Raw genomic sequence first — 17,621 nt, forward strand, 5'->3', positions numbered from 1 at the left:
CCCTTCACAAGACAACGTACGCACCCCGGGGCGCGACGACTCAATGCAACTGGCTGGCGATCTCACGAACACACAGCACCTGGTCGAGCTGAAGCACAGTCAGGAACGCCCCTCGGATCTTGACCATCCCTCGAATGAAGTCTTCACGGATCCGGTTTCCGATCGCTGGGGCGGCCTTGATGTCGGCCAGCTCGATTTCGATCACCTCGCTCACCGAGTCGACGACGATGCCCAGCACGTGGGATTCGTCTTCCTGGATCAGTTCCAGGATAACGACGCAGGTCCTGTTACTTTGCAGCGTGGCACCCTTGCCAAAGCGCGCCTGCAGATCGATCACCGGGACCACCGAACCACGCAGGTTGATCACCCCGCGGATAAAGTCCGGCATCATCGGTACGCTGGTCACCTGGCCGTATTCGATGATCTCGCGCACACACAAGGTATCGATTGCATAGACCTCCCGGGCGGACACGAACGTCAGAAACTGCAGGAATTGGCCGTCACACGCACGCTGCGGCGCCTGCTCGGGATGACTCAAGACGGCGGCGTCCATGTCTCAACTCCCGAAGCGAATAAAACCGCCTTCCTGAGCATGCTCACTGCTTTGCACGCTGCCCAGACTGGATGCGGCGACTCGGGGTACGGCAGAAACCGCCGCGCGCCCCTGGAGGGTGAAAAAGCCCATCAACGCCTGCAATTGTTCGGCCTGGCTGCTCATTTCTTCGGCGGTAGCGGCCAGCTCTTCAGACGCCGAGGCGTTTTGCTGGGTGATCTGGCTCATCTGCGACATGGCGGTATTGATCTGCTCGGAGCCGATGGACTGCTCTTCGGATGCAGCGGCAATCTCCTGGACCAAATCGGAAGTCTTGGTGATCGAGGGCACGATTTCATCCAACAAGTTGCCGGCCCGTTCAGCCAAGGCAACACTGCTTTTGGCCACATGCCCGATTTCCTGCGCCGCGACCTGGCTACGTTCGGCGAGTTTGCGCACCTCAGCGGCGACGACCGCGAAGCCCTTGCCATGTTCACCGGCACGGGCCGCTTCGATGGCCGCGTTGAGCGCCAGCAGGTTCGTCTGATAGGCAATTGAGTCGACGATGCCAATTTTCTCCGCGATGGTTTTCATGGCCGAGACGGTATCCTTCACGGCCTGCCCACCCTCACAGGCTTCTTTGCTCGCCTTGCCGGCCATGCCATCGGTCACCTTGGCGTTCTCGGTGTTTTGCGAAATCGACGCCGACATTTGCTCCATGGACGCCGAGGTTTCTTCAACCGACGTCGCCTGAATCGAAGCCGACTGACTGATGCTCTGGGCCGTGGCGGAAATCTCTTCCGAGGCGCTGGACAGCGAGTCGGCAGAACTGCGCACCTCGCCGATGATCTGCGAGAGCTTGGTCACCGTTTCGTTGACTGCGTTCTTCAGGTCTTGCAGGCTGCCTTGGTAGTCGCCTTTGACGCTGCGGGTCAGGTCACCACCGGACAGGGCCACCATGACCTCCATCGCCTCGCTGAGCGGCGCCACGATCGAGTCCAGCGTGCTATTGATCCCTGCGACGATGCGGCGGAAGTCCCCTTGATGGCGAGTACTGTCCGCACGGGTATCGAGGCGACCGACCACGGCATTCTCGCTGAGCATTTGGGTGTCTTCGATCAGCGCCTGGATGTTGCGGCGCAGTTGCTCGATGTTGTCGTTGATAAAGGCTTTTTTGCCGGGGAACTGGGCCAGGGGCGCCGACAGGTCGCCTTCACCGAAAGAACGTATGCACGCCATGGCCTGCTTTTTCACGCTGATGTGGCCATCGACCATGTCGTTGATGCCTTGGGCGATCTGACGGTACGAGCCGTGGAATCGCTGCACGTCGATATGCACATCGATGTCGCCTTTCTCATGCTCGTCCGACATGTGACGCATCTCTTCGATCAACGCCATGATGGTGCTGCGAAGCTGCTCGACGGTGTCGTTTATGAAAGCCTTCTTGCCAGGGAACGCCTGCAGCGGCGCTTGCAGATCGCCCTCGCTGATCGATTTGATGCAGGCCATGGCTTGCTTCTTGACGCTGATATGCCCATTGACCATAGCGTTGATGCCTTGGGCCATCAGCCCATAGCTGCCAGCGAAGTCTGCCGCATTGATTTGCACGTCGATGTCGCCCTTGTCGTGCTCTGCAGACATATGGTTCATATCGCTGATCAACTGTTTCAAGGTCCCGCTCAGGCGGTCCATGGAACCCATCAGTCCGGATCGCTCAACGCCATTGCCGCTGCCTTGCACATCCAGCTGACCAGCCACGAAGCGCTCGGCCAACAGGCGCACATCGTCGGGCTCGCCGCCCAAAGTGTGCAACAGCCGGCGTGCCAGGAAAAAGCCGATCAAGCCGATCACCACCAAAGTGGCGCCGCCAACCAAGGCAATGCTGTAGATCGCCGTCTGTTCGGTCGACGCCGCGACTGCTGCTTTTTTACTTCCCAGGTCCAGGTTGTACTGGCGGATATCACTCAAGGCCGAGGTGACCTTTTCCCGTGTCACGTCCAGGTCGAGCAGTGCAGTGCGGGCCTCGGGAGCAGCATTGCGCAGAGCATTGTCGAAACGCTCCACCCCCCGGTTGTATTCGTTGACTGTGCTGCGCAAGGCGCTGAGCAACGTTGCATCACGATCGTCGGAGATGAACTCTTTCTGGTAGCGATCAAGGGCCTGGAGCACCGAGTCCTTGTCATTTTGCTGGGGGCTACCGGCAGGTGCGGACAGGCTCTGCCATTGCCGGCTGTGGTTATCTGCAAGGGTCAGGGCCACCTGATCCAGCAATTGCAGGCTGGGCACGGTATTGAATTGCGCATAGCTGGCGGCGCTCCTGACCCCACCCATCAGATAAAGACTGAGACTGACCAGGATCAAGATCCCCAACAGAGCTGAGGCGACCAGCAGCGAGATATTTTTTTTGACGGTCATGATGCTGTACTCCGTGGAAAAACTATTGAGTCAATTCAGGGCTGAGGGTCGTACCGTGCTTCTGCTGGCTGGCGACTTGCCCGAGTAGTTTGGGTATATCCAGGATCAACGCGACTGCTCCGTTCCCCAGGATGGTGAAGCCGCCCAGTCCATGGGCTGTACCGAAAATCTTGCCCAGCGGCTTGATCACCGTCTGGAACTCACCCAGCAATTGGTCGACGACCAGGCCCACCCGCATCCCCGCGTAATGCACCACCACGACGTTCTCACGGCCAGGGTTAGCCCCATCGATGGCGAACATTTCGCGCAGGCGCAGAACGGGAAGCACCGCACCCCGCAGGTCGAGGAATTCTTGATTGCCGTAGTCGTCGCTCGACAGTTCGATGCACTCCTCGACCAGGTCCAGCGGCACGACATAGGAGGCATTGCCGACCCCGATCAAAAAGCCATCGATGATGGCCAGCGTCAGCGGCAGGCGGATACGCACCGTGGTGCCCACGCCCTCCTCGCTTTCCAGGCTGACCGAGCCTCGCAGGGCGACGATGTTCCGTTTGACGACATCCATCCCCACGCCGCGCCCGGACAGGTTGCTGACCTGGTCGGCGGTGGAGAAGCCGGGTTCGAAAATCAGGTTGAGAATCTCGCCGTCAGCCAACGGTTGCCCTTCGGCTACCAGGCCGCGCTCTATCGCCTTGGCCAGGATGCGTTGCTTGTTCAGGCCTCCACCGTCGTCGCTGACTTCAATAACGATGCTATTGGCCTCGTGATAGGCATTGAGGCGAACCGTGCCCTGCTCCGGCTTGCCGCGTTCACGACGCAGGTGGGAGGCTTCGATGCCGTGGTCCATGGCGTTGCGCACCAGGTGGGTCAGGGGATCGCCGATGCGCTCGACCACCGTCTTGTCCAGCTCGGTCTCAGCGCCAAGGACCTGCAGGGCAATGTCCTTGCCCAGTTCTTTGGAGACATCGCGCACCACCCGCTGGAAGCGATTGAACGTGCCACCGATCTGCACCATTCGCAGGGTCAGGGCGCAGTCGCGCACCTCCTCGACAAGACGCGAGAGCGAACTTGTCGCTTCGATCAGCTCGCCGATGCCGCTTTGGATGGCCCCCAGATTGGCGCCGGCGCCGGCGATGATCAGTTCGCCCACCAGGTTGATCAGTTGATCCAGCTTGCCGGCATCGACACGAATCAGATTGCCTTCGGCCGAACGCGGCTCTTTCGCCCCACGGTTTTTGGTCACGTCATCGCGAGTCGCCTGGTCCGGCACCACGGGGGTCGCCGCATAGGTCGTCGGCGCGCCAGAAGACGAACCGGCCAGCCATTGCTCACGAGTCACCGAACCACACGCAATAAAGGCCTCGACCATGGCATCGGGCTCGGCTTCGAGACGGCCGATCAACGCCCGTAGACCGGTTAAGTCGCCGTCGCACGGCAACACGCAGATCTGGCTGCCCTCACGAACAAAGTCGAAGGCCCCTTCAATGGTGGCCTGGCCGGCGTCACTGACAAACCCCAGTTCAAACCCCAGGTAACAGGTTTCCGGATCCATCGCCGCGATATCCGGCAGCCCCTCGGTAATGCACACGACCGCACTGATTTGCCCGAAACTGTTGAGGTAGCGCAGCAACGACAGCGGATCCATACCGTTACGCAAAGCGTCGGGACACAGGCGAAGGGACAGATGCCAACGCGCAGCGCAAGCCGATTGCGGCGGTTCGATCGGCATTGGGGCTGGCTGCGATTCGTGACGGTTGTCCAGGTAACGGTTGAGACGCTCGACCAACGCCGCGCCCTGCTGCTCGTGCTCTGCGGTCATGCCGTGCAGGTCACCGTGGCTGGCAAGCAACTCAATAAGCGTGCACAAGTGGTCCCGCACTTCGAGGAACAACGCACTCAGCGATTCGTCCACCCGCAGTTCATTGCCGCGCACCCGATCCAGGACGCTTTCCGCCACATGGGTAAAGGCAACGATCGGCGTTAAGCCAAACAGGCCGGCAGAACCTTTGATGGTGTGGGCGACGCGAAACAACGCGTTGATGGTGTCGGTATCATCCGGCGCCTGTTCGATCTGCAGCAGCGCGTCTTCCATCAAGAGCAATAGCTCCTGGCTTTCGGCGATGAACGTCTGTAGCACGTCGTCCAGATTCATGGGCGAACTCATGGTTTCAACCTCTCTGGTGACGAGGCGTGGCCGACTCGTCGAATAAGCTGTACAGCCCGCTCATGTCCAGTGCATCGAGTACCGCCGTGCTGGGGTTGCTCAGCAGCAGGCTGGAACCGTGGCGCAGTGACGCCTGCTTGATCACTACCAACAGCTGGAGCCCGGCGGTGTCGATTTCGTCCACCCCACCCAGATCCAGTTCCACTTCCTGCGCCAAGGGAAACAGCTCCAGCAACAGGTCTTTACGCTCAGCGGCGGTGTATATGGTCAGCGGCCCTTCGAGAACCAGAATCCGACGCAGACAAGCCGTGGTATTTGTCATGACAACCTCCTTTCCAGGGGCTCTGGGCGCCTAAGGCATGATCAGTTTGGAGACGGCACCGAGCATCTGGGCCGGCTGGAAGGGCTTGATAATCCAAGCCTTGGCACCGACGGCTTGGCCCTGTTGTTTCATGGCCTCCCCGGTTTCGGTGGTCAGCATGATCACGGGCGTGAACTTGTAGGGCGCCAGCAGTTTGGCGGCTTTGATAAAACTCAGGCCGTCCATGTTGGGCATGTTCACGTCACTGACAATCAGGTGGATCTTGCGACCGTCAAGCTTGGTTAGGGCATCGCGGCCGTCGACACCTTCGATGACCTCGTATCCGGCGCCCTTCAAGGTGATGCTCACCACTTGGCGAATGGAGGCAGAGTCATCGACAATCAGGATGGTTTTGCTCATGGGAAACTCCCTAGAAAAAAGTGATCTCGGATGAGGGACTGCTCGCCACAGGCTTGCCGTGATGAATCGCGTGCTGTTCAGGCATCGTGTAGGTGCTTGCCAATTGCTCAAGCCAGGTATCGGCGATGATCGGCGCAGGCGCAGCGCCGGCGAGGGCCAGTTGCTGGCGTTCGGCGATATGCGAATGCAGCTTGCAAAGATCGTTATTGACCAGGGAAAGCATCTGGCCCACCCGATCTTGGAACTGCAGAGCGACCAGTACCCCCGAGATCTCGGTGGCAACGTTTTCGCTTTGCTGCTGAAGACTGCTGCTGGTGTCGACGATGGCCTGGGCGTTATGCCGGAAGTGCGCGATCACCTGGGACACCAGGTGCTCTGACTGAGCCAAGGTGTGGGAATCCTGCTGCGCCTGATGCCGGGAAAGCTCGACGGTGCGGGAGATGGCAGCATTGACGGTGTTCACCGTTTCGCTGATTTTCTGCCCCGTCTCCCCGGACAAACTGGACAGCTTGCGCACTTCATCCGCCACCACCGCGAAGCCGCGTCCGGCATCCCCCGCCCGCGCGGCTTCAATAGCGGCGTTGAGCGCCAGCAAATTGGTCTGTTGGGCAATATCACCGACAAAGTTGGCCATTTCCTGCAACTGCGAAGTGAAATCAGAGAGGAGCAAGATCTCCTTGAGCTCCGACTCCTTGCGCAAAAGCGCATCGCGCAGCGCAACCATGATTGAATCCAGGTCCCGCTGACCCACTTCCAGGATTTCCAGCAACCGCGTGCCCGAATTCTGGCCTGCGCCGTGGGAAGCGGACGCACTGATGTCTCCCGACAACGTCGCAAAGCGGTTGCTCAGCTTGAGGATCGACTCCTCGCTGAGGATGCGCGCCGCTTCGATCTGGTGACTCCAGATCGGCAGGACCTGCGCGCACACCTCGCCCAGCCCTTCATAGGCTGAAATGGCCGGCGGCAGGTGACCTGGCTGATCGTCTTGCCGGGCGTGGGAACGGCTGCCCACTAGACGCTTGTTCCACAGACCCATGAACAGCGAGCCCAACAGCACACCAGCGCAACTGACCGCACTGCGTAGGGTGAAGTCCGCGTTGATCACAATCGCGGCGCAACCGAGCACTGCGGTCAAACCTGCCGGCAGTAGCATCAAGATCAGGGGGGAGGAAATTACCTGTCCTTTCACCTTCATCTCTCCAGTTCAGTGCGGATCCGGCGGGACCCGGCGCGCGACATCCGCTCTTGGGATGCCCGTTTTTGTTGATCTGAAGAGATGATGGCTAAGTAATGGCGACGGAACTATCAGAGCATCCTGATTTACACCTAAGGATTGCAGTTACAGAGTAGGAAAATCCCTACGCGCCCCACAGGGCCCGAGCTGGCTGCTGTTCGATCTAATGGGACGTTCGACGGCGCGGCCGAAGGCTAACAGCGCACTCAAGGACCACAGTTATATCGAGTGTGAATCAAGATTTGTGTCGAAGGTGGCGTTGTCGCCGCGCCTTCAATCGCGCCGCGTATCCAACGCACCGCGGCGGCCGTCTCGCCGACGAAATCATGGGAGATCACGTAATCCATGACGCCGGCCTCCAGCAGTGCTCGCGTATGAACCGTAAGCTCATGACCGACGAAAAAAGGCCGATCCTCAGTCGCAAGCGTCTCTATCGCCTGAGCAACGCCTCGGTTGGCGCCGGCCACGTTGTAGATGGCTGCCGGGTGCTCATGCTTGGAAAAATAACGCTTCAATTGTTCAGTGGTGGTCTGAGGGCGATCGTCGGACATCACTCGTTCGTCGATTTTCAGATACGGAAACTCGGAGCGCAGCACCCTACGAAACCCCATCTCTCGCTCTTGCTGGCAGCGAAACGGCACGCTGGTCACCAGCAGGATCTTCGCCGGTTCTTTAGGTAGTGCGTTGCCTATCAGCAACCCGGCGACACTGCCCGCGGCGTATTGATCATTCCCCACGTAAGCACTGCGCCCGGAGTTAGGAAGATCGGTGGTCAGGCACACAACGGGAATACCGAGGCTGCGCAGTTTGCGGATCGCTCGGTTGATCGCCGGATGCTCGCGCGATACGACGATCACACCATCGGCCGAGACGCCCTCGGCCTGAACCTGATCCGCAAAAGAGGCGGGATCGACCTGGTTAGTCGGCACATAGTAGCCATGCACGACGACGCCAGGGGTCGAAGCATTCACCAGCGTCTCGGCGTCGGCCAACGTAGCATTGAAGGTTTCGCCCGAGTCGCAAAATAGCTTGATCTGCAACGTTGCCATGCCGTCAGCCAGATCTTTCTTCAGCTTATCCAGCGCCGCCAGCACTTTCAGACGGGTGTTTTCCCGTACGCCGGGGCGGTTGTTCAGTACACGATCGACGGTCGCTGCCCCAACCCTGGCCACCTTGGCGACCTGTTGAACCGTGGGGCCCTTCCATAAGCGCGCCGAAGTTTGTGTGGTCATCTATAGCCCGCCCTCTTTTGATGTTTTTTACACCATATCACCGCCCTGGCCAGTGTGTTCAAGCGCAAGTACGGCTATCAACGCATTTTCGAATTTGAGGTGATTCACATCATAAAGCGCCTTTGGTGCTCCTTGATGATTGCTTTTGCGGTGCTAATAATCGCGGCATAACAAACACAACAAACCGTCAGGATCGCCCCCATGAATAACTCGCCTCATCGGTTGGATTCGACCGCCACGGCTGCGCCGCTTTTGCCCCACCGTCCATCTCCTTTCCCAATCAACCCATGCGCCTATTCGACGCAGCGTTGATGACTGTCGCCCATTGATAGGTAGTTGAATATGAGCATACGAATCGCCGTTATCGGCGCCGGAATTATGGGGGAAGACCACGCCCGCATTATTGCCCAAGACCTTCCGGGAGCCACTTTGCATGTGGTGTGCGATGCGTCGCCAGAACGAGCCAAGCTGATCGCTGACCGCTACGGCGCCGCGGACGTATCCACTGATCCGCTGTTCACGCTTTCTAGGTCCGATGTCGATGCAATTATCATCGCCAGCCCGGACGAAACCCATGCGGGCCTGACCATGGCAGCCATCGAGGCCGGGAAACCGGCACTGTGTGAAAAGCCGCTGTCTCAAAGCCCGGACCAGTGCCTGGCCGTGATCGACAGAGAGATGTCTCAGGGTCGCCACTTCGTGCAGCTGGGCTTCATGCGCCGGTTTGATCCTTCGTACAGGGAAATGAAAAATGCCTTGAGCGACGGCGTGATAGGTCGGGCGGTGATGATGCACAACTTCCACCGCAACGTAGAAGCCCCCGCCAACTTCAGCGGGCAAATGGCGATCAGTAACTCCGCGCCACATGAATTCGATGTGGCGCGTCACGTGCTCGACACCGAATACGTGGCTATTTCAGTGTTCCAACCCGCTCACACGTCCACGGACGGCGTCGGTGCTCCGGTATTCATGGTGCTGGAAACCCGTGAAGGCCAACTGGTGAACATCGAAATCAACAACAACGCCCATTATGGGTACGACGTACGTGGCGAGCTGGTGGGCGAGCAAGGTTCCGTGCAACTGGCCACACCGGTACATGCTCGCTTCAACACCCGTCTTCAGGGGTTTGAAAAGTATGCCGCCGATTGGCGGCCGCGGTTCGCCGACGCCTATCGCCTGCAAAACAAAGCATTCGTGGAATTTATCAATACAGGCATTTTCCCTGCCTTTGCCGCGAATGCCTGGGATGGCTATTGCGCAGCCGTGGTCGCCCAAGCCGGCATTGAGGCACTCAATCAGCGGCGCCGCGTGGTTTTGCCCACGCTGCAAGCCCCCCCCTTCTATCAGCCGCACGAGGGCGCTACATCATGAAACTGGGATTCGTCACCGATAGCCTCGGTAACCTGCCACTGCGCGAGATGCTCAAGCAGGCTGAACGCCTGGAAGTATCGGGCCTGGAAATCAACACCGGCGGATGGTCGACCGCGCCACACTTTAACCTGGCACAGATGCTCGCCAGTGCCGACGACCGCAAGGCACTCAAACGCAGCTTCCAGGAGCACAACCTGGAAATCATTTCCCTCAACGCCAACGGCAACCCTCTGCATCCCACGCAGCCTGAACAAGGCCAATGCCTGCGGGACACCCTACGCGTAGCCGGGGAACTGGGCGTCAAGACTGTCTGCACCATGTCTGGATTACCGGAAGGTCGGGCCGGCGACAGCATGCCGAACTGGGTGGTTGCCTCATGGCCTCCGGAAACCCAGACAATGCTGCGCTACCAATGGGAAGAACGCCTGCTGCCCTTCTGGAGCGAGATGGCCGACCTGGCCAAGGAAAATGGTGTGGAGCGTATCGCTCTGGAATTGCACGGTAACCAGTGCGTCTACAACGTCCGTTCGCTGCTGAAGCTGCGCAACGCAATCGGGCCGGTGCTGGGCGCCAACCTGGACCCTTCTCACCTGTTCTGGATGGGCGCTGATCCGCTGGTAGCCGCCGAGGCACTGGGCGACGCCATCTACCATGTGCATGCCAAAGACACCTTGCTTAATGCTCCGGTCCAGGCCGTGGACTCACTTTTGGAAAATGGCTCATTGATGGATATCTCATCCCGTAGCTGGTCCTACATCACGCTCGGGTTCGGCCACGGCGAGCAATGGTGGAGGCAGTTCTGCTATCGCCTGAAAATGGCTGGCTACGATGGCTGGCTATCGATCGAGCATGAGGACGTTTTGCTCAACAGCCTCGAGGGTTTGGAAAAATCCGTAAGACTGCTCAAGAGTGTCATGCCAGTTGCCGCCAGCGACTTCAAACCCCAGTCCATCTGAATCGCAGCGCGAGAAAACCCATGTAATTCCCTATTCGATCGCTCACCGCAACGGCGAGTGAGCACCCCAATGAGTTTCAGTCAGGAATATCACAATGACAATTAATTCCTACGGAAATACGGCGGACACTTCAGTCGCCTATGCAAGCCCTCAAAAACGCCAGGCACAGCGTTACCTGCAAAAAGTGACATGGATCGCCACGTTTGGCGGCCTGCTGTTCGGCTTCGATACCGGCGTCATCAATGGCGCCCTGCTCTACATGAAAGATGACCTGGGGCTAACGCCTTTTACCGAAGGCTTGGTCGCCAGTGCCTTGTTGATCGGCGCCATGCTGGGGGCGCTGTGCAGCGGTCGCTTATCGGACCTCAAGGGCCGGCGCCGTATCATTTTGTTCCTCGCCGTGCTGTTTTTTCTTGGCGCATTGGCGTGTGCCCTGGCGCCCACGCTCAATGTCATGGTGGCCGCCCGCTTTACCCTGGGGTTAGCGGTGGGCGGCGCATCGGTGGTGGTGCCGGCATACCTCGCAGAGATGGCTCCGTCCAGCATTCGCGGGCGCATCATTACCCGTAACGAATTGATGATCGTCACCGGGCAATTCCTGGCTTTCACCACCAACGCCACCCTGGGCAATGTGTTCGGCGATCTCGATGGTGTTTGGCGCTGGATGCTTGCCTTGGCCACGCTGCCAGCCGTAGCACTCTGGTTGGGAATGCTCTACATGCCCGAAAGCCCGCGCTGGCTGGCAACCAAAGGCCGCTTCAGAGAGGGCCTGGAAGTCCTGAAACTCGTACGGGAAGAGTACTATGCCAAGGCTGAAATGGAGGCCATCACCCAGCAGATCAGCAACGAACGATTCATCAAGAAAGGTGGCTGGCGCGACCTGTCTCAGAAAGGCGCGCGACGCATATTTTTGATTGGCATCGGTATTGCGGTGACATCGCAACTGACCGGCGTCAATTCGATCATGTACTTCGGCACCCAGATCCTTACGGAAGCCGGCCTGGAACAGCGGAGTGCACTGATCGCCAACGTCGTAAACGGCATCATCTCGATTGGCGCAACGTTCGTGGGCATTGCTCTGCTGGACCGCGTGGGCCGTCGCCCCATGATGCTGCTCGGTTTCACCGGCACCACATTGTCTTTACTGTTGATTGGCCTGGTTTCAGTTTTTGTCGACCCCTCCGTGACCCGCGCCATGCTTATCCTCGCAGCCATGGCGATGTTCCTGGCCTGCATGCAAGGGCTGATCGGGCCTGCCTTTTGGGTACTTTTGGCAGAGATTTTCCCCATGCGCATCCGCGGCGGATGTATGGGTATGGCGATCGCTGCGTTCTGGTTGACCAACGTGATGATAGGCATGTTCTTTCCATCTCTGGTGGCAACGCTCGGGATCGGCCAGACCTTCTTTGTATTCGTGGGCGCAGGGCTGCTGTCCCTGACCTTCGTCGCGGTATGGGTCCCGGAGACACGCGGCAGCACGCTCGAAGAGATTGAGCAGCGGTTGTATGGCTAGCCGGGGATGGCGCGGACCTGTTGGAAGTCGATCTGCGCCTCATGAAGGCCCTTGTAGGCCTGGCGCAGATAAACCCGGCGATGTTCAGTGCTGCCCGTACCCAGCACGCAGAATGGCTGCGCAAGCGCGCGACCATTGCGCTGGGACTGGACGAGGACCGGCACAGACTCAGGTCAGCGGCGCGACCGCTGCTGCACTGAGCCCCTCTACGAACTGGCTTTTTGCGCAGCGGCGCCACTGCTCTCCGATTGCAAAAAGCCACGTGCCAGTTGCTGATACAGTTCGGGCCCCATCCTGGCGCTGACCGCTTTGGCAATCAGCGCGACCGCCATCAGACTGATGACCATGCCATGGCTGTCGATCATCTCCATGACGATGATTGCGGAGGTGATCGGCGACTGCGTGACCGCTGCCAGAAACCCCACCATGCACAATGCAATGATGGGCTGTGCCGCCAAGGCGAAGTAGTCGGCGACATTGGCCCCGACAGCGGCGCCTACCGCCAAAGAGGGGGCAAAAATACCGCCAGGGATGCCGGAAAAGTAAGTCACTACGGTCGCAAGAAAACGCGTAATAGGCGCGTGCCAGGGTAAACCAACATCGGAAACGATGATTTGGGAGGTGATCCCGTAACCGCTGCCATAGGACATCCCCCCACTGAGCCAACCAAGCACCGCGACGATCAAGCCGCAGCCCCCTGCGAACCAGACAGGATGCAGCCGGCGCCATTCCCAGACGACAAAACGACGATAACGCTGTGGCCACAGGAGCATCCGACTGAACAAGCCGCCCATAAGGCCACAGCCAATACCTATCGCCAGTACCGGAACAACGATATCGAGATTGGCCTCTTGCACGTCGAAGTGCCCGAAATAGTTGTAGTTGCCTTGCAAGGCAATCGCGACCATCCCCGACAAAATAATAGTGCTGAGCAACACCCCGCTGGTGCGCGTTTCCAGCTTGCGCCCCAGTTCCTCTACCGCAAAGGCCACGCCGGCCAAGGGGGTATTGAAGGCGGCGGCAATACCCGCTGCGCCGCCCGCCAGGATAAGGTCTTCAGCGCGGATGATACGTGCATTGGGCAGATAGCGGTGAAAGCAATGCATGATTGAGGCGGCGACTTGCACCGAGGGGCCTTCACGGCCGGCTGAAAAGCCTCCCGTCAGGGCCAGAGTTCCAAGGCCAATCTTGGCGAAAGCCAAACGCAACGACACCAACTTATCCACGGATTTGCCTTGGTGCGCCAACCGCGTGGCCGCGATCACCTGGGGAATGCCGCTGCCTTGGGCCCCTGCAAAAAATCGCGAGGTCATCCACACCACAAACATGCCGATCAGCGGCGTATAGATAAACGGCAGCCAGGGCCGCTCGGCAGCCTGTTGGGCGAACTGCATCAGCGCCAGGTCAGCCAGCCGGGCAAACATCACAACCAGCAATCCGGCGAGGGTAGCAGCGGCCCAGAGCGTCACTCGAGTGCGCCACCGGATAGAGGCAAAGCGGCGACGTATCAGCAATATCGGTTTGATCACCCGAGCGGATTCCCGTTGTGAGACTCAATAAAATGTAATAACGAGAATAACGGGTTAAACCGTCAGGTCCAACCGGCAGTCAGCTAACCATGGCCCCCGCCTGACCGCTCCTCGACAGCCTCAGCCAGTCATTCTGATACAGAGTATGACCGTCCGTCGCCATTGCCGTGATCAATCAACTACAGTTGAGTCGCTCTGAATAAAAACAAAACAAGCCGGAGAGATTCCCATGCTGGTAAAGAACCGCTTCATTCTGTTGGCAACTGCTGCAGCCCTGGCACTGACCACCACGACACAGGCAGCCCCTGTATTCATCAACGTTCTGACCGGCGGCACCAGCGGGGTGTATTACCCCATCGGGGTCGGCCTCTCACAGATCTACAACGAAGGCATCCCCGGCGTGAAGACTTCGGTTCAGGCCACCAAGGCCTCCGTGGAGAACCTGAACCTGCTGCAATCGGGTCGAGGCGAGTTGGCGCTGGCGTTGGGCGACTCGGTGGCGGATGCGAAGAACGGCGTCGAGGAAGCGGGCTTCAGTAAACCACTGACCAAGTTGCGCGCTATTGCCGGCGCGTACCCCAACTACATTCAAATCGTGGCCAGCAAAGAGTCGGGGATCAAGACACTGGCGGACCTTAAAGGCAAGACCATCTCGGTCGGCGCGCCGAAATCGGGTACCGAGTTGAACGCACGGGCGATTTTCAAGGCGGCGGGCCTGACCTATGCAGATATGGGCAAGGTGCAATACCTGCCTTTTGCCGAGTCGGTGGAGCTCATCAAGAACCGGCAGTTGGATGCCACGCTACAGTCCTCCGGGCTGGGTATGGCTGCCATCCGTGACTTGTCATCGGTGATGCCGCTGAACTATGTGGCCATCCCTGCGGACGTGGTGGCGAACATCGGCAACGCGGCCTATCACAGCGCGATGATTCCAGCCGACACCTATGACGGCCAACCTGACCCAGTGCCGACGGTTGCCATCACCAACATTCTGGTGACCCGCTCGGACGTGCCCGATGAGTTGGCGTACCAGATGACAAAGTTGTTGTTCGAAAACCTCTCGCGTCTGGGCAACGCTCATTCGGCAGCCAAGGACATCACCCTGGAAAACGCCGCCAAGAACCTGCCGATTGCGCTGCATCCGGGCGCCGAACGCTACTACACCGAAAAAGGCGCGCTCTAGCCACGAGCGATGCACGGCGCAGCGGATCGCTGCGCCAACGTTCCGTCCTTTTTCCATGCAGTGAGGCAGGCAGCTAATGAGTGAAGAACATCAAGGCATCTCTGCGACCCCGCGAGACTGGCCAAAAACGCTGTTTTACGTCGCGTTGTTATTTTCGATCTTTCAGATCGTCACGGCAGCCTTTTCGCCCTTTTCAAGCCAGGTACTGCGCGCGATACACGTCGGCTTCTTATTGTGGATGGTCTACCTGAGCTATCCGGCCTATGGCAACCGGCGCCCCTGGCAACCGTTGGCCTGGATTCTCAGCCTCGCAGCCATTGCCACCGCGTTTTATCAATGGCGGTACGAGGCTGATCTGATCCAGCGCTCAGGGGACCTGACCACCGCAGATACGGTGATCGGCATTGTGCTGGTGCTGCTGGTGTTCGAAGCCGCTCGACGGGTGATGGGCATTGCCCTGCCAATCATCTGCGGGTTGTTCCTGGCTTATGGCCTGTTTGGCGAGTATCTGCCGGGGGAGCTGGCCCATCGAGGTTATGGTTTCGATCAAATCATCAACCAGCTGTCTTTTGGCACCGAAGGGCTGTACGGCACGCCCACCTATGTTTCGGCGACCTATATCTTCCTGTTTATCCTGTTCGGCGCATTCCTTGAACAGGCCGGCATGATCAAGTTGTTCACCGACTTTGCCATGGGCCTGTTCGGCCACAAACTGGGTGGGCCGGCCAAAGTCGCCGTGGCCTCATCGGCGCTGATGGGCACGATAACCGGCTCGGGCATCGCCAACGTGGTGACTACTGGACAATTCACCATCCCTCTGATGAAGCGCTTCGGCTACCGGGCAGCTTTTGCCGGCGGGGTGGAAGCGACCGCCAGCATGGGCAGTCAACTGATGCCGCCGGTCATGGGTGCCGTCGCGTTCATCATGGCCGAAACCATTAACGTCCCGTTCGTGGAGATCGCCAAGGGGGCGTTGATCCCCGCGATTTTGTACTTTGGCTCGATCTTCTGGATGGTTCACCTGGAAGCCAAGCGCTCCAATCTCCAGGGCTTGCCCAAGGATCAATGCCCCAGTGCGCTGGGCGCAGTGAAGGAGAACTGGTATCTGCTGATACCCCTGCTGGTATTGGTCTACTTATTGTTTTCCGGGCGTACGCCGTTGTTTTCCGGCATGGTCGGATTGGCACTCACGGCCATCGTGATTCTCGGCTCGGCAATTATTCTAAAAGTACAAAGCTTTGGCTTGCGCTGCGCGTTCTGGATTGCGCTGGGCATCCTCTGTACCGGCTTTTTCCAACTGGGCATCGGTGTGATCTTTGCCGTGATTGCGGCGCTGGTGGTGGGCTGCGGGCTCATCAAGGGCGGGCACGAAACCTTGACCATCTGCCTGCACGCCCTGGTAGAAGGCGCACGCCATGCTGTACCGGTTGGCATCGCGTGCGCCCTGGTGGGGATCATTATTGGTGTGGTCTCACTGACGGGCGTCGCCTCGACGTTTGCGGGATACATCCTGGCGATCGGCCGAGACAATCTACTGCTTTCGCTGATCCTGACGATGATCACCTGCCTGGTGTTGGGCATGGGTATTCCGACCATACCCAACTACATCATCACCAGCTCGATTGCAGCCCCCGCCCTTTTGGAATTGGGCGTACCGTTGATTGTGTCGCACATGTTCGTATTTTATTTCGGCATCCTCGCCGACCTGACGCCCCCCGTCGCCCTCGCCTGCTTTGCCGCGGCCCCGATCGCTAAAGAGACTGGGTTCAAGATCAGCCTCTGGGCGGTGCGAATTGCCCTGGCGGGGTTTGTCATACCCTTTATGGCGGTCTACAACCCGGCGTTGATGTTGCAAGGCGATAATTTGTGGATGACTGCGTACATGCTGATCAAGACCCTGTTTGCAGTCGGGCTCTGGGGCATGGCATCCACCGGTTATTTGCTGCGCAAGATGCCCCTGTGGGAACGACTGCTGAGTGTGGCGGCTGGAGCCTTGCTGGTGGTGGCGTTGCCGCTGACCGATGAATTGGGCTTCGCGCTGGGGATAGCGGTGATCCTCCAGCATGTCTGGCGGTCCCGACGTGCAGAGCTCGCCCTACCATGATCGGCGTATGCCTGGGCCTGACCAGCGTGGTGTGGGCCCAGCTGTCGGTTTCACACTTCACGCTGGCCTGGGATCACACCATTGAAAAGATCCGCTGGGAGGAAGACTACCGCGTGACCGAGCAAGGGCTAGTCCTGGAAGAGGCGCGGGTACGCGGTAACGGTGCGGGGATGGAGGTTCCAGACGACGCACGACTGGAAAATGGCAGCTGGCACTACCGGCACCCATTGCCGCCTTTGCAACCCTTGCGGCTGGGGCGAACACCGGAGGCTGGCGATTACCAGCTGTGTGTCGATGGCCAGTGTCACGCTCTGAGCCATTGGGTGGGCGCGCCAACCACGCGCCATCCCTTCATTCAACTATGGCCGTGCAACACCGGCTGACGGGCGGATGATCACTCAGTCCCCAGATGTCCCTTGCTATTACTTATGCTGATCCGCGTTGCCTTCTTGCATTTGCACGGAGGACTTGGTCGAGCTGCTATTACCTTTGGTGGCATTGTCCGAGTTATCGAAGCAACCCTGCAGGAGGAACAGGCTGCACACACTCAGGCACACATATAGCTTTTTCATGATGATTTACCCGGCAGTAGAGGAATAAGTCATGGACAAGCGCTTTATCTGCAACGGCCCATGTGTAGTCTGTCCATGGGCACTCAACGGATGTT

At 58.9% G+C, this 17,621-nt stretch carries 15 protein-coding genes and 1 pseudogene; 7 read left to right on the forward strand and 9 right to left on the reverse strand.

All coding sequences use genetic code 11. The features are described from left to right. Positions 1-40: 40 nt before the first annotated feature. The 7 genes and pseudogenes from HRH33_RS14860 to HRH33_RS14890 form a co-directional block, all read right to left on the reverse strand. A complete protein-coding gene (locus HRH33_RS14860) occupies positions 41-553 on the reverse strand; it encodes a chemotaxis protein CheW (protein WP_123479887.1) in 513 nt (170 codons plus the stop codon). A gap of 3 nt (positions 554-556) precedes the next feature. Continuing rightward, on the reverse strand, positions 557-2,947 hold the full coding sequence (locus HRH33_RS14865; RefSeq protein ID WP_167418010.1) for a methyl-accepting chemotaxis protein: 2,391 nt from the start codon (positions 2,945-2,947) through the stop codon (positions 557-559). A 22-nt stretch (positions 2,948-2,969) separates the two neighbouring features. Continuing rightward, the gene (locus tag HRH33_RS14870; RefSeq protein ID WP_167418044.1) at positions 2,970-5,099 is read right to left on the reverse strand and encodes a chemotaxis protein CheA; all 2,130 of its coding nucleotides are present in this window, start codon (positions 5,097-5,099) and stop codon (positions 2,970-2,972) included. 16 nt (positions 5,100-5,115) lie between these two features. Then, the gene (locus HRH33_RS14875; protein WP_123479889.1) at positions 5,116-5,433 is read right to left on the reverse strand and encodes an STAS domain-containing protein; all 318 of its coding nucleotides are present in this window, start codon (positions 5,431-5,433) and stop codon (positions 5,116-5,118) included. Positions 5,434-5,463: 30 nt separating this feature from the next. After that, a complete protein-coding gene (locus tag HRH33_RS14880; protein WP_034138300.1) occupies positions 5,464-5,832 on the reverse strand; it encodes a response regulator in 369 nt (122 codons plus the stop codon). A gap of 10 nt (positions 5,833-5,842) precedes the next feature. Next, a pseudogene (locus tag HRH33_RS26785) lies at positions 5,843-6,445 on the reverse strand (methyl-accepting chemotaxis protein); the annotation flags it as partial. 827 nt (positions 6,446-7,272) lie between these two features. Beyond that, entirely contained in the window at positions 7,273-8,298 is a 1,026-nt protein-coding gene (locus tag HRH33_RS14890; RefSeq protein ID WP_167418011.1) for a LacI family DNA-binding transcriptional regulator, read from the reverse strand. A 342-nt stretch (positions 8,299-8,640) separates the two neighbouring features. Here HRH33_RS14890 and HRH33_RS14895 point away from each other — a divergent pair, with 342 nt between their 5' ends. The 4 genes from HRH33_RS14895 to HRH33_RS14910 all read left to right on the forward strand — a co-directional run bounded on the left by HRH33_RS14895 (position 8,641) and on the right by HRH33_RS14910 (position 12,338). Further along, entirely contained in the window at positions 8,641-9,669 is a 1,029-nt protein-coding gene (locus HRH33_RS14895; protein ID WP_167418012.1) for a Gfo/Idh/MocA family oxidoreductase, read from the forward strand. Next, the gene (locus HRH33_RS14900; protein ID WP_167418013.1) at positions 9,666-10,625 is read left to right on the forward strand and encodes a sugar phosphate isomerase/epimerase family protein; all 960 of its coding nucleotides are present in this window, start codon (positions 9,666-9,668) and stop codon (positions 10,623-10,625) included. The genes HRH33_RS14895 and HRH33_RS14900 overlap by 4 nt, the downstream gene beginning before the upstream one ends. Positions 10,626-10,719: 94 nt before the next feature. Next, complete coding sequence (locus HRH33_RS14905) at positions 10,720-12,138, forward strand: sugar porter family MFS transporter (RefSeq protein WP_094066559.1); 1,419 nt, start codon at positions 10,720-10,722, stop codon at positions 12,136-12,138. Between the two features lie 41 nt (positions 12,139-12,179). Next, entirely contained in the window at positions 12,180-12,338 is a 159-nt protein-coding gene (locus tag HRH33_RS14910; RefSeq protein WP_167418014.1) for a hypothetical protein, read from the forward strand. Positions 12,339-12,344: 6 nt separating this feature from the next. On the opposite strand, the gene HRH33_RS14915 is transcribed toward HRH33_RS14910, so the two are convergent. Next, positions 12,345-13,667 (reverse strand): chloride channel protein, encoded by a 1,323-nt coding sequence (locus tag HRH33_RS14915; protein WP_167418015.1) that lies wholly within the window; start codon positions 13,665-13,667, stop codon positions 12,345-12,347. A gap of 229 nt (positions 13,668-13,896) precedes the next feature. Here HRH33_RS14915 and HRH33_RS14920 point away from each other — a divergent pair, with 229 nt between their 5' ends. The 3 genes from HRH33_RS14920 to HRH33_RS14930 all read left to right on the forward strand — a co-directional run bounded on the left by HRH33_RS14920 (position 13,897) and on the right by HRH33_RS14930 (position 17,337). Next, a complete protein-coding gene (locus tag HRH33_RS14920) occupies positions 13,897-14,850 on the forward strand; it encodes a TAXI family TRAP transporter solute-binding subunit (RefSeq protein WP_167418016.1) in 954 nt (317 codons plus the stop codon). A gap of 76 nt (positions 14,851-14,926) precedes the next feature. Beyond that, positions 14,927-16,954 carry a TRAP transporter permease gene (locus HRH33_RS14925; RefSeq protein WP_167418017.1) on the forward strand — a complete coding sequence of 676 codons (2,028 nt, stop codon included), beginning with the start codon at positions 14,927-14,929 and terminating at the stop codon, positions 16,952-16,954. Then, a complete protein-coding gene (locus HRH33_RS14930) occupies positions 16,951-17,337 on the forward strand; it encodes a DUF1850 domain-containing protein (protein ID WP_034138307.1) in 387 nt (128 codons plus the stop codon). Before HRH33_RS14925 ends, HRH33_RS14930 begins: the two co-directional genes overlap by 4 nt. Before the next feature lie 39 nt (positions 17,338-17,376). On the opposite strand, the gene HRH33_RS14935 is transcribed toward HRH33_RS14930, so the two are convergent. Beyond that, positions 17,377-17,526, reverse strand: a complete 150-nt coding sequence (locus tag HRH33_RS14935; protein WP_167418018.1) for a hypothetical protein — start codon at positions 17,524-17,526, stop codon at positions 17,377-17,379. Between the last annotated feature and the right edge of the window lie 95 nt (positions 17,527-17,621).

This window comes from Pseudomonas rhodesiae, from assembly GCF_013285305.1.
GTDB classification, from domain to species: domain Bacteria; phylum Pseudomonadota; class Gammaproteobacteria; order Pseudomonadales; family Pseudomonadaceae; genus Aquipseudomonas; species Aquipseudomonas rhodesiae.